Source organism: Pontibacter coccineus (genome assembly GCF_030546575.1).
In the GTDB taxonomy this organism is placed as follows: Bacteria; Bacteroidota; Bacteroidia; order Cytophagales; family Hymenobacteraceae; genus Pontibacter; species Pontibacter coccineus.
The window spans coordinates 1-19,404 of the sequence record NZ_JAUOTN010000003.1 but is presented as its reverse complement, the minus strand read 5'-3'; the positions used below and the strand labels follow the sequence as shown (position 1 = coordinate 19,404).

Annotated in this window: 17 protein-coding genes; 9 read left to right on the top strand and 8 right to left on the bottom strand. The window is 52.3% G+C overall.

Features of this window, described 5'->3' with window-relative positions:
- Positions 1–124: 124 nt before the first annotated feature.
- Positions 125–1,018 (top strand): succinate--CoA ligase subunit alpha, encoded by an 894-nt coding sequence (gene sucD, locus Q4E40_RS07355; protein ID WP_303411116.1) that lies wholly within the window; start codon positions 125–127, stop codon positions 1,016–1,018.
- A 199-nt stretch (positions 1,019–1,217) separates the two neighbouring features.
- On the opposite strand, the gene Q4E40_RS07350 is transcribed toward sucD, so the two are convergent.
- Together Q4E40_RS07350 and Q4E40_RS07345 are read right to left on the bottom strand one after the other, a co-directional pair.
- Positions 1,218–2,195 carry a Gfo/Idh/MocA family protein gene (locus tag Q4E40_RS07350; protein WP_303411115.1) on the bottom strand — a complete coding sequence of 326 codons (978 nt, stop codon included), beginning with the start codon at positions 2,193–2,195 and terminating at the stop codon, positions 1,218–1,220.
- A 77-nt stretch (positions 2,196–2,272) separates the two neighbouring features.
- Positions 2,273–3,214, bottom strand: coding sequence for a hydrogen peroxide-inducible genes activator (locus Q4E40_RS07345; protein ID WP_303411113.1), 942 nt, complete (start codon positions 3,212–3,214; stop codon positions 2,273–2,275).
- A 202-nt stretch (positions 3,215–3,416) separates the two neighbouring features.
- Between Q4E40_RS07345 and Q4E40_RS07340 the strand changes: the two genes are divergently transcribed.
- Positions 3,417–3,890 carry a Dps family protein gene (locus Q4E40_RS07340; RefSeq protein ID WP_303411110.1) on the top strand — a complete coding sequence of 158 codons (474 nt, stop codon included), beginning with the start codon at positions 3,417–3,419 and terminating at the stop codon, positions 3,888–3,890.
- A gap of 98 nt (positions 3,891–3,988) precedes the next feature.
- Here Q4E40_RS07340 and rny read toward each other — a convergent pair whose 3' ends face one another.
- From rny to Q4E40_RS07310, 6 genes are all read right to left on the bottom strand, one after another.
- On the bottom strand, positions 3,989–5,554 hold the full coding sequence (gene rny / locus Q4E40_RS07335) for a ribonuclease Y (RefSeq protein ID WP_303411109.1): 1,566 nt from the start codon (positions 5,552–5,554) through the stop codon (positions 3,989–3,991).
- A gap of 117 nt (positions 5,555–5,671) precedes the next feature.
- Positions 5,672–5,956 carry a cell division protein ZapA gene (locus Q4E40_RS07330; protein WP_076671813.1) on the bottom strand — a complete coding sequence of 95 codons (285 nt, stop codon included), beginning with the start codon at positions 5,954–5,956 and terminating at the stop codon, positions 5,672–5,674.
- Positions 5,957–6,045: 89 nt separating this feature from the next.
- Positions 6,046–6,342, bottom strand: a complete 297-nt coding sequence (locus tag Q4E40_RS07325; protein WP_303411104.1) for a hypothetical protein — start codon at positions 6,340–6,342, stop codon at positions 6,046–6,048.
- A gap of 2 nt (positions 6,343–6,344) precedes the next feature.
- Positions 6,345–8,762, bottom strand: coding sequence for a phenylalanine--tRNA ligase subunit beta (gene pheT, locus Q4E40_RS07320; protein WP_303411102.1), 2,418 nt, complete (start codon positions 8,760–8,762; stop codon positions 6,345–6,347).
- A gap of 450 nt (positions 8,763–9,212) precedes the next feature.
- Positions 9,213–9,845: a DUF1684 domain-containing protein gene (locus Q4E40_RS07315; protein WP_303411100.1), complete on the bottom strand. Its 633-nt coding sequence runs from the start codon at positions 9,843–9,845 to the stop codon at positions 9,213–9,215.
- 39 nt (positions 9,846–9,884) lie between these two features.
- The gene (locus Q4E40_RS07310; protein ID WP_303411099.1) at positions 9,885–11,507 is read right to left on the bottom strand and encodes a glycerol-3-phosphate dehydrogenase/oxidase; all 1,623 of its coding nucleotides are present in this window, start codon (positions 11,505–11,507) and stop codon (positions 9,885–9,887) included.
- Between the two features lie 122 nt (positions 11,508–11,629).
- On the opposite strand from Q4E40_RS07310, the gene Q4E40_RS07305 reads away from it, so the two are divergent.
- The 7 genes from Q4E40_RS07305 (at position 11,630) to Q4E40_RS07275 (ending at position 18,987) form a co-directional block, all read left to right on the top strand.
- Positions 11,630–12,607 carry a polysaccharide deacetylase family protein gene (locus tag Q4E40_RS07305; RefSeq protein ID WP_303411097.1) on the top strand — a complete coding sequence of 326 codons (978 nt, stop codon included), beginning with the start codon at positions 11,630–11,632 and terminating at the stop codon, positions 12,605–12,607.
- Positions 12,608–12,660: 53 nt separating this feature from the next.
- The gene (locus Q4E40_RS07300) at positions 12,661–14,523 is read left to right on the top strand and encodes a pyruvate kinase (RefSeq protein WP_303411096.1); all 1,863 of its coding nucleotides are present in this window, start codon (positions 12,661–12,663) and stop codon (positions 14,521–14,523) included.
- Between the two features lie 55 nt (positions 14,524–14,578).
- A complete protein-coding gene (locus Q4E40_RS07295) occupies positions 14,579–16,249 on the top strand; it encodes a right-handed parallel beta-helix repeat-containing protein (protein WP_303411094.1) in 1,671 nt (556 codons plus the stop codon).
- A gap of 143 nt (positions 16,250–16,392) precedes the next feature.
- Positions 16,393–16,566: a hypothetical protein gene (locus tag Q4E40_RS07290; protein WP_303411091.1), complete on the top strand. Its 174-nt coding sequence runs from the start codon at positions 16,393–16,395 to the stop codon at positions 16,564–16,566.
- A 94-nt stretch (positions 16,567–16,660) separates the two neighbouring features.
- Positions 16,661–17,767 (top strand): serine hydrolase domain-containing protein, encoded by a 1,107-nt coding sequence (locus tag Q4E40_RS07285; protein ID WP_303411089.1) that lies wholly within the window; start codon positions 16,661–16,663, stop codon positions 17,765–17,767.
- Between the two features lie 121 nt (positions 17,768–17,888).
- Entirely contained in the window at positions 17,889–18,395 is a 507-nt protein-coding gene (locus tag Q4E40_RS07280) for a hypothetical protein (RefSeq protein WP_303411087.1), read from the top strand.
- Positions 18,396–18,486: 91 nt separating this feature from the next.
- Positions 18,487–18,987 (top strand): hypothetical protein, encoded by a 501-nt coding sequence (locus tag Q4E40_RS07275; protein ID WP_303411086.1) that lies wholly within the window; start codon positions 18,487–18,489, stop codon positions 18,985–18,987.
- Positions 18,988–19,404: the final 417 nt, after the last annotated feature.

Here is a 19,404-nt window from a genome sequence, read left to right as displayed (position 1 = left end):
CCCGTTCCGCCAGGCTGTTTTAACGCCTATATTAGCTTTAACTATTTTTTGGAAGCGCCACAAAAAAGGCTATTTTTGCACTACCTTATTTTAGACCATCATTCATCAACTTAATAAGATACACATGAGTGTTTTAGTAAATAAAAATTCGAAAGTGATCGTACAGGGTTTCACGGGCTCTGAAGGTTCTTTCCACGCCTCTCAGATGATCGAGTACGGCACCAACGTAGTGGGTGGTGTTACGCCAGGCAAAGGTGGCAACAATCACCTGGACCTGCCGGTTTTCAATACAGTGGAAGACGCTGTGAAGAAGACAGGAGCCGATGTTTCTATCATTTTCGTGCCACCGGCTTTCGCTGCCGACGCGATCATGGAAGCTGCTGATGCGGGCATCAAAGTGATCGTTGCGATCACAGAAGGCATTCCTGTGAAGGACATGGTGACGGCTAAAAACTACCTGAAAGGCAAAGACGTTACCCTGATCGGCCCTAACTGCCCGGGTGTGATCACGCCAGGCGAAGCGAAAGTAGGCATCATGCCAGGTTTCGTGTTCAAGCCAGGTCGTATCGGTATCGTGTCTAAGTCAGGTACCTTGACCTACGAAGCTGCTGACCAGATCGTAAAAGCTGGCCTGGGTATCTCTACAGCGATCGGCATTGGTGGTGACCCGATCATCGGAACACCTACGAAAGACGCGGTACAGCTGCTGATGGAAGACCCTGAGACGGATGCGATCGTGATGATTGGTGAGATTGGTGGTAACTACGAAGCCATGGCTGCCCAGTACATCAGCGAGACAGGCAACAAGAAGCCAGTGGTTGGTTTCATCGCCGGCCAGACAGCTCCTGCCGGTCGTCGTATGGGCCACGCCGGTGCGATCGTGGGTGGTGCTGACGATACAGCTGCCGCTAAAATGAAGATCATGCGCGAGAATGGCATCCACGTGGTGGACTCTCCTGCTGAGATCGGCGCTACGATGGTAGAGGTGCTGACCAAAGCCGGCATGATCAACGCTTAATTTGATTTTTTATACCTACATTAAGGTATAAGTTATAAAAACGGGCTGCTTCCCTTAGAAGCAGCCCGTTTTGTTTTCGGGATTGCCTTCAGCATGGCCTCGTGGTGTCTTTGAGACACGCGACCGTCTTGGTGGCTAAGCAACAGTAATTACCAGATACTCGCAGGACCTTCGGACGCTGCGTGGTCTTTTCATAAACCTACTCCCTCCCCACAATCTGATCCATCACCCAAGAAGTACGCGCAGCTGAAACGCCGGTGCCGGGGCATTTGCCTTTTCCGGTTAGCTCCTCTACAATAGTTTGGATAAAAGGCTGCTGCACATGGGCTGGCGGGGGAAGCAAAAGCTCCTCTGTGCCTGCTGCGGTTTCTAACACGATAGGTTTTCTGGCAAAAGTCGGGAAGGTGATGCGGCCTGCGCTGCCAACAATCTCTATACTATCCTCCTGTTGCTGTTCGGCTACGCTGAAGCACCACACGCCACTGCCCAACACGCCGCTCTCGAATCTGAACTGCGCCGTTACCAGATCTTCCGTCTTATACAACCTAGCCTGGTTAGTTACTTGTCCGGACGCAGAGATAATTGGCCCAAATATAAAATCAAGTATGTCGAGCTGGTGGGGAGCCAGGTCGTGGAACAGGCCGTCACCGGAAATCTCAGGTTGCACGCGCCATGGCAAGTTATCTGTATACAGCTGTGGCTGCAGCGGCTGGTACAATTTGATAGTTACAAAGCGTATATCTCCAATTAGCTTTTGCTCCAGTAGCTCCTTTACTTTCTTAAAAGCAGGCTGGCTCCTGCGGTAGTAAGCTACAAATAACGGCACATTTGCTTGTTCACAGGCGACAATCATCTCTTGGCACTGCGCATTGTTCAGGGCCATCGGTTTCTCCACATACACCGGCTTGCCGGCAGCGGCTACCTGCAAAGTATAAGCAGCATGCGAGCCCGGGGGTGTGGCGATGTACACGGCATCTACTTCGGGGTCGTGGATTAGGGCTTCGGCATTATCATACCACCTGGATACGCCGTGGCGCTCCGCGTAATCCTTTGCCTTGGCTCCATCGCGGCGCATCACGGCCACCAGCTCAGAGTTCTCTATTTTACTGAAGGCCGGACCGCTCTTTACTTCGGTTACGTTTCCGCAGCCAATTATTCCCCACCGTACTTTCTGCATAGTTCTATGTTTATATAAGCTCCAGACACTCGAAGGAGCTGCGCGCACTGCGAGGTCTTTTTTACCTTTCTACTTTTTTACTTTATTGCCACCACCTTCGCCTTATCGCGGTTTTTTATACTTTCTGGAATGCAGTTGATGATCTCTTGCTGTAACGCCTCGATCAGCTTTTTCTTCAAAAAACTGCGGTGCACCACCAGGCTCACCTCCCGCAGTGGCTGGGGCTCTTGGAAGGTATGGACGAGCGACTGCTTTTCCTTGGGTATGTCCAGCACCGATAGCTCAGGCAGTAGCGTGAGTCCGCGCTGGGTTTCCACGATGCGCTTTAGTGTTTCAAGGGAACCACTCTTGTAGTCGAAGTGTCCGGATGGTGTTGTGCTACCCCCTCCCCTGTTGCAGATGTTGAGCACCTGGCTCCGGAAACAGTGCCCCTCGTTGAGTACCCACAGCTCGTCCAGGTCGAGCTGCTCCGGGCTGATGGCCCTGCTGCTGGCCAAGGGATGTGCCGGGTTGATATAGGCTACAAAAGCTTCATAAAACAGCGGCAGTTCCTTGATCGATTTGTCTTCGAGGGGCGTCACCAGCAAGCCCACGTCCAGTAGCTCGTAGTTCAGCTTCTGCACGATTTCTTCGGTCAGCAACTCCTGCACCACCAGCCGCACATCCGGATACTTCTCCATGAAGCTGGTCACGAACAGCGGAATCAGGTAAGGCGCCAAGGTAGGTATAATGCCCACGCGCAATTCACCGCTTAGCTCCTGCTTCTGGCTCTGCACGATCTCTTTTATCTTTTTCGACTCGGCCACCACCAAGCGGGCCTGTGCAATCACTTCTTTGCCAATCTCGGTGGGCCGCACAGGCACACGGCTTCGGTCGAACAACTGCACCCCGAGCTCCTCTTCCAGCTTCTGCAGCTGCATGCTCAAAGTGGGCTGCGTTACAAAGCAATGGTCTGCAGCCGTGGCGAAATGGCGGTGCGTGTCTACTGCCAACAAATATTCTAATTGTACCAGTGTCATGGTATTAAACGTATAGTGGTAATATGACGGACCTCCATAATGGGGTCCGCCCTTATCTGCAACTTATCTCCTCATTACAGCGAATCGCCCCGCAAGTTATAGGATACACCTATATAAACATAAGCATAATCGATTTGATTGATAACTTTATTAGCAGTATATTTGTATATACAAACAACGAACATAAAACACTGGAAAGACTATGAATAAGCTAACGAATATTGGATTGGAGAAACAAGACTCCGTAGAGATTGCCGACAAGCTGAACGAGCTGCTGGCCAACTATCACATTTATTACCAGAACCTGCGCGGTTTCCATTGGAACATCAAAGGTATACACTTCTTTCAGCTGCATGCCAAGTACGAGGAGCTCTACAACAGCGCCCTTGCCCGCATCGATGCGTTGGCTGAGCGTATCCTGACCATCGGCCAGAAGCCGCTGCATACCTTCTCAGAATACCTGCGCGTGTCCAGCATACAGGAAGCGTCGAGCCTGAGCGGCGACCGCGAAACGGTAGAGGCTACACACCAGAACCTGTCCGTGATTGTAAGCCTGGAGCGCGATATTCTGGCATTGGCTGCAGAGCGCGATGACGAAGGTACGGTAGCCCTGGTAAGTGAGGACATCAACGAAAATGAAAAGACGCTTTGGATGCTGAAGGCATTCCTGAGCTAAGAATAGTGAGAGTGACGATTGGTTTAGTTTAATGCAAAAGCCGCCTGCTACAATTGTAACAGGCGGCTTTTTGTATTTACAGGTATAGGGCCTATACCTTACTTGGCGTAACTAATGGCGCGCATTTCGCGGATCACCGTGATCTTAATCTGGCCAGGGTACTGCATTTCCTTCTCGATCTTCTGAGAGATGTCAAAAGAAAGCTGCGCGGCCTTCTCGTCGCTCACGTTGTCAGCGTCTACCATGATGCGGAGCTCACGGCCGGCCTGAATGGCGTAGCACTGGTTCACGCCGTCAAACGATACAGCAGCTGCTTCCAGATCCTTCAGGCGCTTGATGTAAGACTCCATGATCTCGCGGCGGGCGCCCGGTCTTGAACCGGAAATAGCATCGCAAGCCTGAATCAATGGAGAAATCATCGCCGTCATTTCGATCTCGTCGTGGTGAGCGCCGATGGCGTTGCAGATATCTGGATGCTCCTTGTATTTCTTGGCCAGCTCCATACCGATGATCGCGTGTGGCAATTCCGGCTCGTCTGGAGTTACTTTACCGATGTCGTGCAACAGACCGGCGCGTTTGGCGTGCTTCACGTTCAGGCCCAGCTCGGCGGCCATAGTGGCGCACAGGTTGGCTACTTCGCGTGAGTGCTGCAGCAGGTTCTGTCCGTAAGACGAGCGGAAGCGCATGCGGCCCACCATTTTGATCAATTCGGGGTGCAGACCGTGTATACCTAAATCGATGGCCGTACGCTCACCGATTTCCACGATCTCCTCTTCGATGTTTTTGCGGGTTTTGCCCACCACTTCCTCGATGCGGGCAGGGTGAATGCGGCCGTCGGCCACCAGGCGGTGCAGCGACAGACGCGCGATTTCGCGGCGAACCGGGTCGAAACCAGAGATGATGATCGCCTCCGGCGTATCATCCACGATGATCTCCACACCGGTAGCGGCTTCGAGGGCGCGGATGTTGCGGCCTTCACGACCGATGATCTTGCCTTTGATGTCGTCGCTTTCGATGTTGAAAACAGACACACAGTTTTCGATGGCGTGCTCCGCAGCAGTGCGCTGGATGGTCTCCACCACGATTTTCTTGGCCTCTTTGGTAGCGGTGAGTTTGGCTTGCGCCACGATGTCTTTCACGTAGGAAGAAGCATGTGAATTGGCTTCGCTCTTGAGGGCTTCCACCATCTGCTCACGAGCTTCAGAAGCGGTCAATCCGGCAATTTTCTCGAGCCGTGCCACTACTTCGCTGTGCTGCTGCTCTACCTCCTCCTTGCGTCTCTTCAGGAGCTCGTGCTGGTGGTCGAGGGCTTCTTTCTCCTTGTCGAGTTCGGTTTCGCGGCGCTTGGTCTGCTCCATTTGCTTGGCCACGTGCTGCTCGCGCTGCTTTACCTTGTTCTCGTTCTGGATGATGATGTTCTTCTTCTTGTTCGACTCTTCTTCGAACTCAGACTTCAGCTTCAGGAATTTCTCCTTGGCCTCCAGCATGCGGTCTTTCTTGATGCTCTCGGCGTTGATCTCCGCTTCGCGGATGATGGATTTGGCCTTCTGGCGGGCGGCTTCTTCCTGCTGCTTGTATACCTTTAGCAGCAGTACGCGCCCAATGTACACGCCGACTCCGAGCGCGACAATGGCGGTGATTAGAATGATTAAAATATCGGACATACTATACGCTTTTATGGTTTATAAAAACTATAGCAGTACCTGCAGCAGGACAGTGAAGTGGTTTTCAAACCACACCGTAGTTAAAGAGGCCGCTTGGGAAGCCGCCTCGGAATACGTTTACTTATTTGTTGATAAGAGCTCGTCCAGCACGCTTAGTTGCGCGCCCACTTTGTCCAGGTGGTTGTTTTTGTCATCCTCGAGCTTCAGCTTGTCTACCATGGTCTCAAAAGCGACCATCGCCAGCAAGTCCTGCTTGTCCTGTATGCCAAACTGGTCTTTGAAGAAGCGCAAACGCTCGTTCAAAAGTTTACCTACCACCCGAAGCCTTTCTTCTTCTTCTTCCTTCACCCGCATCGGATACTCGCGTTCTGCGATGCGAATCTTAATAGCTAATTCACCCATCCGTTGCGTTTTTTAGGTATAGGCTACCGCGTCTCGTTGCTTTTTAACAATGGCCTGCCGTATGTCCGGCTCCAGCTCACTGCCTCCCGCTAGTCACGCAAGTAGGCGATACACTTATCAATTTCCCTTATATATTCGTTTAACTTCAGCTTTAACTCTGTCGAATTTGCAGTGTTTCCTGCTATCGCATCTACAATCTTAACAATATTCTCTTGATTTTGAAAATTTTTTATTTGCTGATCCCGCTCTTGCAGCTGCGACTCCAGCATTTTAATTTCCTCCTGAGCGGCGACAAGCTTCTGTTGCGCCTCGGCATGCCGGTTTAGGAGCTGGCGTACCTTGCTCTCAATCGACTGAAGCTGTTGCAGTTGTTTTTCCTTTGGCATAACTATTTGCGGATAATGGCTCCCAGCTGTTTTTCAAATTGCTGCATCAGGCGGTTCATCACGCCATCGATCACTTTGTCGGTCAAAGTTTGCTGGCGGTCCAGCAACGTGAAGCTCAGGGCATAGGCTTTCTTGCCTGCTTCGATCTTGTCGCCTTCGTACACGTCGAACACGTTCACGCCTTGCAGGAGCTTGCGCTCGGTGCGCAGGGCCACTTGCTTCAGCTGCTCAAAGGTCAGGCTCTTGTCAACCACCAGCGATAGGTCACGGCGTACTTCCGGGAACTTCGGAAGCTCCTCGGCCACCAGTTTGTCTTTATACTTCTTGGTCAGGTAGTCCCAGTTGAGTTCGGCATACCATACCTGCTCTTTCACGTCCATGGCTTTGGTCACGGCGACGTCCAGCAAGCCTATCTGCGCGATCACGGCGCCGTTCTTCACATAGGTGATACCCTGGCGCATGTAGCGGCTTTGCTCAATGGCTTGCACTTCGTAGTCGGCGGCGTTGAGTTTCTGCAGCACATTCTGCACCACACTGGCCAGGTCGTGGAAAGCCACTTTCTGGGCAGGCTGCTTCCAACTCTCGGCTGTGGTGTTGCCCACCATGTAGAGGGCCAGTTTGCGGGTTTCCTTGAAGCCGTCTTCCAGTTGCTCGTATACCTTACCCAGCTCGTATACCTTGAGGTCGCGCTGGCGGCGGTTGATGTTGTAGCGCAGCACTTCCAAACCGGAAAACACCATGCTCTTACGCAGCACGTCGAGGTCTTCGCTGTTGTAGTTGAGCACCTTCACGAGTCCTGCCGTCTCCTCTTCCCCGCCAGCGGCGTAGTAGTTGGAGTTGGTAATGGAGTTGGTGATGATCTCGTGGAAGCCGTTGGCGGAGATATAGTCCAGTATCGTTTTGTTGATATCCTCCGGATAAGGTTTCGGGAAGCTGGCCATGTAAGTAGTCGCCATGTGCTCGCTCACCTCAATGTTGTTGAAACCGTAAATGCGCAGGACCTCCTCCACCAAATCGGCTTCACGGGTTACGTCCACCTTAAACGGCGGTACCGACACGTGTAGCTTCTCTTCTGTTTCACCAGTGATCTCTATACCTAAGTCTGTCAGGATTTCCTTCATACGCTCGGCGCCAATGTGCTGACCGATTAAGGTATGGGCGCGTTTGATATCCAGTGTGAGTTCCAGGTTTTGAATCGGCTGCGGGTATACGTCCACGATGTCAGAGCTGATCTCGCCGCCGGCCACTTCCTGCACCAGCAGGGCAGCACGCTTCAGGGCGGTAGTCACCATATTCGGGTCGGTGCCGCGCTCGAAGCGGAACGAGGCGTCGGTTTTGAGGTTGTGCGCCATGCCTGTACGACGCACGTAGTCAGGCGAGAAGTAAGCGCTTTCGATGAAAATGCTCGTCGTCACCTCGCTCACACCCGACTCTTTGCCACCGAATACTCCGCCAATCGCCATGGGCTCCTCGGCGTTGCAGATCATCAGGTCGTTGGCTTTGAGTTTGCGCTCCACCCCGTCCAGCGTCACGAATTTGCTATCGGCTTCGGCTGTTTTCACCACGATCTTATCGCCTTTGATTTTATCAGCATCAAAAGCGTGCAGTGGCTGACCGAGCTCGTGCAGCACGTAGTTGGTCACGTCCACGATGTTGTTGATAGGGGCCAGGTCGATGGCCCGCAGGCGTTTCTGCAGCCACTCGGGTGAAGGACCCACTTTCACGCCGCTCACCGTAACACCGGCATAGCGTGGACAGGCTTCTATATTCTCAATCTCCACCTCGATCGGGCGGGAATTGTTGCTTACTGTGAAATCTTCTACCGAAGGCAAGGTATAGGGCACGCGCAACAGGGCTTTCAGGTCGCGGGCCACGCCCAGGTGCGACGCGGCATCGGCGCGGTTTGGCGTCAGGCCGATCTCAAACACTTTGTCAGAGCCAAGACCGAAGTACTCTGCGGCAGGCGTACCGTTTGGCAGGTCGGTGTCGAGCACCATGATGCCGGCATGCGAAGTACCCACGCCAATTTCGTCTTCGGCGCAGATCATGCCCTCTGAAGCGGCACCGCGAATCTTTGACTTCTTGATTTTGAAAGGCTCACCACCTGTCGGGTAGAGCGTGCTGTTAACAGTCGCCACTACCACCTTCTGCCCGGCCGCCACGTTTGGCGCACCGCACACAATGTGGCTTGGCTCGCCGGTACCAATATCCACCGTGGTTACGCTCAGGCGGTCGGCGTCGGGGTGGCGCTCACAGGTCAGTACCTCGCCTATCACAATGCCCTCCAGGCCTCCTTTTACCTGGTCGAAGTTGTGGATTGCCTCCACCTCCAGGCCTGCGCCCGTCAGCAAGGCACCCGTTTCTTCAGCGGTATTCTCTATATGAATGAGTTGTTTCAGCCAGTCGAATGAAATCAGCATGGTTTATTTCTGTTGTTCTGTAAGGTATAGCCTCGTTTTTAGAAGCTAATTCCCAAAATTAAGGATTTTTCTTTCGTATCACGTAGATCGTATCAAGTATCACGACACACGTCGTACGATTTTTTTTAACTTGACAAAGGACATTTCGACAATGGACAAAAGACCTCTGGGAAGACCGCTTTTTCGGATTTGCAGTCTGACTTTCTAATTTACTGTCCAAACTGCTGTTCCGGATTTGCAATCCGAAACTACTTACTATGCGGATTTGCAATCCGCTGCCTGCCAATAGCAAAGCCTTTGCAAAGCGGATTGCAAATCCGCTGGTCATAAACTATCGGATTGCAAATCCGAAAGAGCGCTGTATGTGCTCCTACGCCTTTTGTCCTTTGTCAAATGGTCCTTTGTCAGGTCATCTTTAAGGAATCGTGCTACCTGATACGCTAAAGCCCCCTACTCCACCACCGGATGCACTTTGTCGTAATTTTTCTCACCGGCCTCCACGGCAACGGTCAGGCGGTTTTCCTTAGGCGGCACGGGGCATACGTAATCGGGGTTGTAGGCGCAGAAAGGACTATAGGCGCGGTTAAAGTCGAGGGTGGCTGTTTTGGCGCCTTCCTTGAAAGGCACATCCAGGTAGCGGCCGCCGCCATAGGTGTCGAAGCCGTTGGTTTTATCCGTGAAAGGCACAAACAGCTTTTCCTCTTCCTCTTTCACCTTTTTGTAGAGCGTCAGGCGCTGCGGCTCCCCGTTTAGCTCGAAATTAGCCAAAGAATAGCGGAGGTAAGCCTCCGTGCTGCCGTTGGTCATCGGCATATGCACCGTGTCTTTCGGCTCAATATCCTCCAGTTTTACCTTTACACGATAGTTCAGATTAGGCTCGTAATAAACCAGGTTGGTGAACATCCTGCGGTCGGCCTCCTCAAAAGGACTGTTGGTGCGGCTGCGAAACGACAGATCTTTTTCCTCGCGCTCTTTTTTCAGCGGAATCAGGTAATTGTCGTCGCTTAAAAAAGACTCGCGCACAAAGTAGAAGAGCACCAGCGCAATGCCAGCCGATATGATGAATTTGATGGGTCGTTGCATGAGATCGGGTAATTTTGCTGCAATTTCGGAAAAATTTCGTCAAAGTGCCTGCACCACGGTCTTTTCGGCGGGCTGTGGCAGGTAATGCCTGGCCAGCCTTTCGAAAGCAGCTACCTGTTCCCGCTGCCACGCTTCATCGCGATTGAGCTCGCGAGCCATTAGGGCGGCTACTGCAGGCGCCATAGCCAGTGCAGCGCGGGCATCGAGGAACAGCACCCGCAACCGACGTGCCAGCACATCTTCCACGGTCCGGGCCATTTCGTGGCGCACCGCCCATACTACCTGAGCCAGGGTATAGCTAAAGTCAGGGTGCAGCTTTTGGGCCAACTCTGGTTCAGTCTGCATCAGCGCCTGCAAAGCCGCAGCGTCGCTGCCGTAGCGGGCGAGTTCACCCGGGCCATCTGCCGCAGGTATAGACGAGGCAGGTATAGCACCATGAATGGGCAGCTTTTCTGTAAGGCAAGGTATAGCAGGCAAGCCCGCCACCCGGATAGCTGCGTTTACGGTATCCTCAGCCATTTGCCGGTAGGTGGTCCACTTGCCGCCTGTAATAGTGATCAGTCCGGACGGCGCCACCAGCAGTTTATGACTGCGGGAAATCTCTTTGGTGTTGCCAGTCAGGCTGTCGGGAGCAGCCAGGGGACGCAGGCCTGCAAACACGCTGAGCACATCCTGCCGTGTCGGGGGCTGCTGCAGATAAGCTCCAGCAGTTTGCAGGATAAAGTCAATCTCAGCATCCAGCGCCACGGGCTCCAGACTCAGTTGGTGCAGCGGGGTATCTGTTGTTCCGACCAATACGTGGCCCTGCCAAGGTATCGCAAAGAGCACGCGACCATCCGGTGTTTTGGGAATCATCAGGGCCGTACCACCGGGTAGAAAAGACTTGTCGAGCACCACATGCACGCCCTGGCTTGGCATGACGAGCGGCTTACGGTCAGGCTGGTCAAGCTGCAGGATATCGTCCACGTACACGCCCGTGGCATTTACCACCGCTCTGGCCCGCAAGGTATAGGGTTGAGCGGTTTCGAGGTCCAGCGCCTCCACGCCGTTCACTTTTCTATTGGCGTCCTTTGTCAGGCCAGTCACGCGAACATAATTAAGCACCGTGCCGCCCTGTTCGGCGCAGGTCTGGGCGATGTTCAGGGCCAGGCGGGCGTCGTCGAATTGTCCGTCGTAGTACACGATGCCGCCTTTCAGGTTTTCGGGTTTGGCGGTGGGCATACGCTCCAGCACCGTTTTGCGGCTCCACCAGGCAGTGCGTCCCAGGCTATACCTGCCAGCCAGAAAATCGTAGAGTGTGAGGCCGATGCCATAGAAGAATCGCTGCCACCAGCTGTAGCAAAGGATCACAAACGGCTGTACTGACACCACATGCGGCGCATTAAGCAGCAGAATTCCCCGCTCCCGAAGTGCTTCGAACACCAACCGGATATTGCCCTGCGCCAGGTAGCGCACCCCGCCGTGCACCAGCTTGGTACTGCGGCTCGAGGTGCCTTTTGCAAAATCGGACTGTTCGAGCAGAAGCGTCTTGTACCCGCGCGAAGCAGCATCCAAGGCAGTCCCGAGGCCGGTGGAGCCGCCGCCAATCACGAGCACATCCCACTCAGGCACTTCGGAAAGCTGGCGCAGCATGGCCTCGCGGGTAAACGGAATGGCTGCCATAGGCGGTTTCAGGTATAGGTTATGCAGTTTCTGATTGGCTTGGGAACGATAGCTTAAGGTAACGTTTTTTGCTGACAAATTCAGTTGCTTTTTCTTTCAGTGAATGGGAAGACAGCTAAAAAATGGCTATCATTATAGCGTTTACCAATACGACCATGAAATACCCTTACTCCCTTTTTCTCACAAGTTTTTTCACACTTTTATCCGCTTTTCTTCTCTGCTTTTCGTCCTGTGTGCGGGAAGGCAAAACCGTTGAAACGCAATCACCAGTAGAGGCGGCTATACCTGTTGCTTCAGCCAATACCAACGCCGCTATACCTGCCCCCGACAGCCTGAGTTTGCAGGCCGCTATACCTGCCGGGCCGGTTCAGCCCGCAGCAGTGGTGGCCAGTTCTGTAGCCGATGCCGAAACCATCATCGCCCGCAAACAAGTGCCGATTCTGTGCTACCACCAGGTGCGCGACTGGCGGGAGAAAGACTCCAAACAGTCCAAAGATTACATTATACCGGAGGAGCGCTTCAAAGACCATATCAAAATGCTGGCTGACAGTGGTTACCAGACCGTGCTGCCCGACCAGTTGCTGGCTTACCTAACAACCGGTTCTCCGCTCCCCGAAAAACCCGTGATGCTCACCTTCGACGACACCAGCCTGGGGCAGTATACCGTGGCCGCACCGGAGCTGGAAAAGTACGGGTTCAAGGGCGTGTTCTTCATCATGATCGTGTCGCTGGGCAGGCCCAACTACATGACCAGGGCGCAGGTAAAGGAGCTTTCGGACAAGGGACATGTGATGGGTTCGCATACCTGGGACCACCAGAACGTAAAGAAATACCAGGGGCAGGACTGGATCACGCAAGTGGAAAAGCCGTCGCGGCAACTGGCCGAAATTACGGGCAAACCAACCGAATACTTCGCCTACCCCTTCGGCCTCTGGAACCCCGCGGCTATACCTGAACTGAAACAGCGAGGCATGGTGGCAGCTTTCCAACTGGCCGACACACGAGATCCGCAGGACCCGCTGCACAGCATCCGCCGTATTATTGCGAGTGGCTACTGGAGCTCCAATTCGTTGCACAGGGCCATGGTCAATAGTTTTTAAATAACCTTGCTCCTGTCTCTTGAGTTTGATAGGATGCTATACCTTTTAATACCATGCAAACAGACGAGAAACACCTTCGCGAGATGATTTCGCAGCTGGACGTGCTCCAGCACGATGCCCTTGAACTGGAAAAGAAATTTGCCTCCGCCATCAAAAGCGTGCACCCGTCTTTCCGCACAAGCGCCCGCAACCTGCTGCACTACCTGTCGCTGCGGCAGCACGACATCCGGCAGCTGCAGGAGGGATTGGCCCGTTTGGGTCTCTCGTCGCTGGGCCGCTCCGAAGGGCATGTGCTGGCTAGTCTGCAGGCCGTGCACAACATGCTCTGCCACCTGCTTGACTGTGCGCCCACCAAAAAACCTATACCTGTTTCGCATGCCGAGAGCGTTGAGCTGCTCGAAAAGCACACGAGCGAACTACTGGGGGCGCGGCCTCCGAAACGCAGCACCCGCATCATGGTCACTTTCTCCACCGAGCTGGCCCAGGACTACGAACTGGTCAAGCGCATGCTGCTGGCAGGTATGGATTGCGCCCGCATCAACTGCGCCCACGATGACGAGGAGGTATGGAAAGCCATGGTACAGTCCATCCGAAAGGCTGAGAAAGAAACGGGCCGTAGCTGCAAGATCCTGATGGACCTGATGGGACCCAAGCTGCGCACGGGGGCCCTCAAGCCTGGCCCTGCGCTGCTGCCCATCCGGCCGATACAGAACGAACTAGGGCAACTAGTGTCGCCTGCCAAGGTATGGCTCGCTCCTGCCGGCGTGGAGAGCGAAGTGCCCACGGACGCCAGTCTGCCGCTCGACGAGGCCTGGGTGGCCCAGCTGCAACAAGGCGATAAGCTCCGGTTCAAGGACACGCGCGGTCGCAGGCGATCTTTCACCGTGATGCAGCGCAAAGAAAAGGGCGTCATCGCACACTTGTTCAAAACCTCCTACATCGGCACGGGAACCGAACTCACCATCACGAAACAGAGCGCCCTGGAGCGCAGCGCTAAAGTGGGAGAATTGCCCGCGAGCGTGGCGCCCATTTACCTGCGCAAAGACGATTTGCTGATCCTCACCAAAGACGAAACACCCGGTGAGCCCGCCCTCTACGATGCCGAAGGCCACATTGTAAAACCGGCGCACATTGCCTGTACCTTACCCGAAGTGTTCCGTCGCGTGAAGGAGGGGCAGCCGATTCTGTTTGACGACGGCAAAATAGCGGGCGTGATCATGAACGTGAGCGACGATGCCCTGCTTGTGAAAATTACCGAGGCCAAAGATTCGGGAAGCCGCCTGATGCACGACAAGGGCATCAATCTGCCCGAAAGCGATCTGCAGCTCAACGGGCTCTCGGAGCAGGACAGTCAGCACCTCACGTTCGTTGTGGAACATGCCGATATCGTCAGTCTTTCGTTTGTGAACCACCCCGAGATGATCGAGGCACTGCATAAGGAACTGAAACGCCTGAAAGCGCCGCCTCGCCTGGGCATCATCCTTAAGATCGAGACAAAAGAAGGATTCCGCCATCTGCCCCACTTGCTGCTGACGGTTATGAAGAACCACCCGGTGGGCGTGATGATTGCCCGGGGCGACCTGGCTGTGGAGTGCGGCTGGCAGCGACTGGCCGAAGTGCAGGAGGAGATTCTGTGGATAACGGAGGCGGCGCACATACCCGTGGTGTGGGCCACGCAGGTGCTCGAGTCGCTCGCCAAGAAAGGGCGCCCGTCAAGAGCTGAAATTACGGATGCGGCCATGTCGCAGCGGGCCGACTGCGTGATGCTCAACAAAGGGCCGTTTGTGCTGCGGGCCGTGGAGCTGCTCGATGACATTCTCCAGCGCATGCAGGAGCATCAGCACAAGAAAACATCCATGCTCCGCCCACTGCACGTATCGGAACTGGAAATGCCCAATAGCGGCGCCGACAAATAGACTCCGCCAGGTATAGCCGACGCAAGGCTATACCTGCACCTGACGAACTTTGACTATGAAACTGGCCCTGGCGCTTCTTTTTTCTGCCTTTCTATACCTTTGCACAGCACCCTATACCTTGGCGCACACCTACTACATCAGCTCCAGAGGCGATGACGCCAACACGGGCAGCTCGCCTGCTTCCGCCTGGCGCACCATTGAGCGGGTAAACAGTCACAAGTACTCTTCCGGAGATACCATTCTGTTTGAAGGCGGAAGCGGGTTTAAGGGAGGGCTGTACTTACATCCGGCCAACACGGCTTCAGCGGAAGCGCCGGTGGTCATCAGTTCCTTTGGCGAAGGCCGTGCTACCATCGATGCCGGTGCCGGCTATGGTTTTTATGCGCACAACGTGGCAGGCATAGAGATCCGGGACCTGAACTTCCGGGGCAGTGGCTATACCCGCAACACCAACCACGGCATCCTTTTCTACAACGATCTGCCCGGCGATGTGAAGCTGCCGCACATTGTCATAGACCAGGTGGAGGTGAGCGGTTTCCGGAAATCCGGCATCACCCTGGGCGCCTGGAAAGGCAACAGCGGTTTCCGCGATGCCCGCATTACGCAGGCCGTGGTGCACGACATCGACTCGGTCGGCATCAACACCTACGGGGAGTTCGACCATACCAAAACCGGCTACGCGCACCAGAACGTCTACATCGGACAGTGCCATGTGTATAAAGTGTATGGACTGATACTTCCCGACAAGCACAGCGGGAGCGGCATCGTGCTGTCGGACGTGGATGGCGGCACCATAGAGCACAGCGTGGTCCATACCTCGGGTATGCAGAACAGGAACTGTGGCGGACCGATTGGCATCTGGGCCTGGGACGCCAACGCCATCACCATCCAGTACAACGAGGCCTACAACATGAGCGCGGGCAGCGGCTGCGACGGCGGCGGCTTTGACCTGGACGGGGGCGTGACCAACTCCGTGCTGCAGTACAACTACTCGCACGACAACGACGGGGCCGGTTTTCTGATCGCACAGTTTGAGTGGGCCCGACCGATGCGCAACAACATCATCCGTTATAATATTTCGGAAAACGACGGGCGCAAAAACGACTACAAAGGCATCACGCTCTGGGTGGAGAACCACGACAGAGGCGGCAACCTGGACCTGCTCGTGTACAACAACACCATCTTTGCCGACAGCGCGGTTGCTCCTTCCGGCGGAGGCGTGTTTTTCAAGAGCGGCGGGCACCACAACGTCAGGTTTTTCAACAATATTTTCTACAGTCGCAACGGCGCGCCTATGGTTGTGGCGACCGATACGACCATGGATGTCTCCTTTCATAACAATGCCTACTTCAGCGAAGACGGCCGCTATACCTTTGTGTGGGGCCAGCACCGCTTTACCTCCCTGCAGGGTTTTCAGGCAGCCACTGGTCAGGAAAGGCTAGACGGTAAGCCGACAGGTATAGTCGCTGACCCGTTGCTAGAGGCCCCCGGCACGGCAGGCACACTGGGCTACCCGCTCGATTTGGATGCCCTGCGTGACAGGTATAGCCTTCAGAAAAAATCACCGTTGATCGGGCAAGGTATAGCCGTGCCTCTCCCGCCTGCATTCTCTCCACCCACAGAAGCCGTCTTCGGCAACTCCACTGAATCAAACGCTGCACCCGACCTGGGGGCTGTAGCCTATACCCGACCAAAGTTCTTTCAATGGCTGAAGGAGCTGTTTTGAGTTTGAGGAGTTAAGAAATTTGGAATTGAGATGTTCGGTGTGGGGAGAAATATGGGAGACCAGGAAGAATATATAGAAAAATCTATGTAACTTACTTTGGAGAGGCTCTTGTCTTCGCTTATACCTGGATCTAAACAAAGCATATGAAATCATTCAATCTGCTCGGATTTATTGCTGTGCTATTAGCAGTGTCAGGCGCTGTCATCAGCATTGGGCATTTTTTTGAAAACAAGTATATCGGCTGGGTTTTCATCGGGGCAGGATTGGCTCTGGCAATTTTCAATACGTGGTGGAATATCCGGAAGCATGGGCGGTAAGAATTGGAAATTGCCTCTGTATATAGGGCGGATAGAGGGAGTAGGTACTCCTACTATACGGTAGTTACCTGATATATAACCATATATATTCTGAATGAAACAAGCTATACTCTCATTTCTTGTGGCTTTACTTTCCTGTGCAGCTCAAGGACAAAATTTAAAGGATACAGCAGTTAATATCAGGGAAGTCCATCAAATACCCGCTTTAGCCTATGCTGTAGTTACACCTGATTCAATATTGGAACTCAATATTATTGGATACAACAGGGTTGATATGGTTGAAGAAGCAAATCCAGTCGCTATCTCAGATTACTTCCATATTGGCTCCAATACAAAAGCTGTCACAGGGTTTGTAGCTGCCTACTTAGTAGAGAACGGTAAAATAGAATGGGCGACAAAGTTCTTTGATTTGTTTCCAGCATGGAAAGCAGTTAGTAATCCCGCCTTCCATGACATGACATTAGCCGACCTCCTTTCCCACAGGACCGGGATTAAGCCCTACACGAGTGGCCCTGAGTATCGGCAATTGCCCCACTTTAGAGGAACCCGGTCTGAGCAGAGAAAGCAATTCGTTCGGTATGTTCTGCAGGAAGAGCCAATCAAGAACCTAGGTAAGGCCTATAACTACTCAAACGCAGGCTACAGCGCTGCCGCTCTCATGCTGGAAGAAGTTACACAGAGATCATGGGAGGAACTTATTGATGAAATTCTAAATCAAAAACTACAGCTAAACTACCGGTTTGGCTGGCCCAATAGCTACGATAGTAAGCAGCCCTGGGGGCACTGGGTTGAGAAGGACACACTTATCGCTTTATCCCCGGTGGCTGGCTATAACTTAAGACTTGGGGAGCCCGCAGGGGATATCAGTATGCCACTAGTTGACTATGCCAGGTTCATACAGCTAAACCTGCAGGGGCTAACCGGCAGAAATAATATACTGAAAGCGGAGACGTACGAATTCCTCCATTATGGAATGCAAGACTACTCAATTGGCTGGGGAAATGTAAAGACGGAGAAACGTCAGTTATCAGAACAAGTGGGCTCTGCGGGAACATTCTATTGCTATGCACTTCTTGATAAAAATAAAAAGCTGGGATACATTGTTATTTGCAACAGTGCGGCGGCTAAAGCTGTTGAAGGAGCGCTATTGCTTAGAGACAAAATGATAGAAGATTACGGGAAACGGACTCAGAAGCTCTGAATTGCTGCTGACTAAAGCTTATATTACATACATTGAAAAAAACAGGTAACATAGCACAGGCTTAAGCTTTGGCAAAAGCCTCGCCTCAGCCTGTACAAGTCCGTTGGATAAAATCAGATTAATGAAAAACACTCTCTTCATCACTAATCTTGTTCTATTGCTTTTGCTGTTTCCCTGCGATGAACGGGAAGCCGAGCAAACTGCTCTTACTGTAGAAAAACCAATAATGAAAGAAGACGCTATAAATGAAAAAGATGTAGAAACTAAAAATATAGGCCAATTTTCCTCACTTGGAAGTGACAGAAATAGTATTGTTCAAGATTCCATCAAGATTTTAGGGACATGGCTTTCTGAAGAAGATAAAAATTGGAAGTTGGTTTTTACATCTGATGGTAAGTGCATACAGCACTATGGTGATGAAGTAATCTCTACTGAAAACTATTCTATATCAAACACTTCTCCACAATGTGGCCTTGAATTTACCGTCGATGCGAATTCAACTTTCTTACAGCTTATAAACGTTGGCGATGAAAGTACAATATGCTATTATATAACAGGACTGTCTGATGAATACCTGACGCTTTCAGTTGTCGGGCGAGGCGGAGTGTTAGCATTTTTTAAGAAGTGAGAAGAAGTGAATAAAACCACTTTAATCTAACCACACCCAAAAGCAAGCTGCGCTGCCTTATGGCCTAGTCCGTTGGTAATAATCGATAATCATGAATGATCAGGAGGCTCAAATAATAGGCAGTAGGCTTGCGATGAAGTCAGTTCTATTCGGAGCGATAGTCGCATATCTCGTCATGACCTTTATGACTTGGTCTTGGGACAACATTATTGAAGCACTCACTTGGATAAAGCACATTGGGTATGTTAAAAATCTGCTGGTTGGGCTTTTAGGACTTCTCGTTTTCGGGTATATCTTTGGTAAGAAAGCAGGACACGAAATAATTATTCAAAAAAAGGACCATACATGGGTAGGGTTCAAGTACGGGTTTCTAACCTTGTGGGCAGGTACTTTTGTTGGCTGTTTAGTAGGCTTCTTCGAAGAAGGACTTGATAATATAGGTACGGGGGACAATCCTTTTGAAGATTACTTTTTCAAACCATTTTTCTGGATAACTATATTCGGTTTGGTTCCTGTCGTTTTAGTTGGCTTTTGGTTTGGTAGCCAAATTAAAAAGAAAGGTAGAAGAGAGTCTTCTGCCAACCACGCCTAAATGTTAGCTACGCCGTCATTTAGCCAAGCCACCAGCAGCCATTCAATCGTTATGAAGCTTTACAAAACAGCAAGACTTATATGGACTTTCTACAGAAGCTTTGTCGTGGCTTCTGTCGTGATAACTGTTTGCTGCATTAAGTTGCTTTGGGACTACGATTTTATGATATTCGGTATGCTGTTCTGGTTTAAAGTCGCCACCCTTGGCCTTATATTCTACTTTATTAACAGCTATAAGAGCAACCATTACTACTATTACCAAAATTTAGGCTTATCGAAGACCGTACTCTGGGCAACTATCTTGGGATTCGAGCTTTTCCTGTTTATATTTCTTGCTGTGCTAGCCTACAAAATCAGATGAGCCACAAACTGGAAGCCGACAGCATTCAATTGGCGTTTGATGGCAGAAGAGTCCTTT

Coding starts and splice junctions, on each gene's coding strand:
- Q4E40_RS07280 (WP_303411087.1), top strand. CDS start 17,889: ATGAAAAACACTCTCTTCATCACTAATCTTGTTCTATTGCTTTTGCTG.
- sucD (WP_303411116.1), top strand. CDS start 125: ATGAGTGTTTTAGTAAATAAAAATTCGAAAGTGATCGTACAGGGTTTC.
- Q4E40_RS07315 (WP_303411100.1), bottom strand. CDS start 9,845: ATGCAACGACCCATCAAATTCATCATATCGGCTGGCATTGCGCTGGTG.
- Q4E40_RS07325 (WP_303411104.1), bottom strand. CDS start 6,342: ATGCCAAAGGAAAAACAACTGCAACAGCTTCAGTCGATTGAGAGCAAG.
- Q4E40_RS07330 (WP_076671813.1), bottom strand. CDS start 5,956: ATGGGTGAATTAGCTATTAAGATTCGCATCGCAGAACGCGAGTATCCG.
- Q4E40_RS07295 (WP_303411094.1), top strand. CDS start 14,579: ATGAAACTGGCCCTGGCGCTTCTTTTTTCTGCCTTTCTATACCTTTGC.
- Q4E40_RS07305 (WP_303411097.1), top strand. CDS start 11,630: ATGGCTATCATTATAGCGTTTACCAATACGACCATGAAATACCCTTAC.
- Q4E40_RS07275 (WP_303411086.1), top strand. CDS start 18,487: ATGAATGATCAGGAGGCTCAAATAATAGGCAGTAGGCTTGCGATGAAG.
- Q4E40_RS07285 (WP_303411089.1), top strand. CDS start 16,661: ATGAAACAAGCTATACTCTCATTTCTTGTGGCTTTACTTTCCTGTGCA.
- Q4E40_RS07340 (WP_303411110.1), top strand. CDS start 3,417: ATGAATAAGCTAACGAATATTGGATTGGAGAAACAAGACTCCGTAGAG.
- Q4E40_RS07350 (WP_303411115.1), bottom strand. CDS start 2,195: ATGCAGAAAGTACGGTGGGGAATAATTGGCTGCGGAAACGTAACCGAA.
- Q4E40_RS07345 (WP_303411113.1), bottom strand. CDS start 3,214: ATGACACTGGTACAATTAGAATATTTGTTGGCAGTAGACACGCACCGC.
- Q4E40_RS07300 (WP_303411096.1), top strand. CDS start 12,661: ATGCAAACAGACGAGAAACACCTTCGCGAGATGATTTCGCAGCTGGAC.
- Q4E40_RS07290 (WP_303411091.1), top strand. CDS start 16,393: ATGAAATCATTCAATCTGCTCGGATTTATTGCTGTGCTATTAGCAGTG.
- pheT (WP_303411102.1), bottom strand. CDS start 8,762: ATGCTGATTTCATTCGACTGGCTGAAACAACTCATTCATATAGAGAAT.
- Q4E40_RS07310 (WP_303411099.1), bottom strand. CDS start 11,507: ATGGCAGCCATTCCGTTTACCCGCGAGGCCATGCTGCGCCAGCTTTCC.
- rny (WP_303411109.1), bottom strand. CDS start 5,554: ATGTCCGATATTTTAATCATTCTAATCACCGCCATTGTCGCGCTCGGA.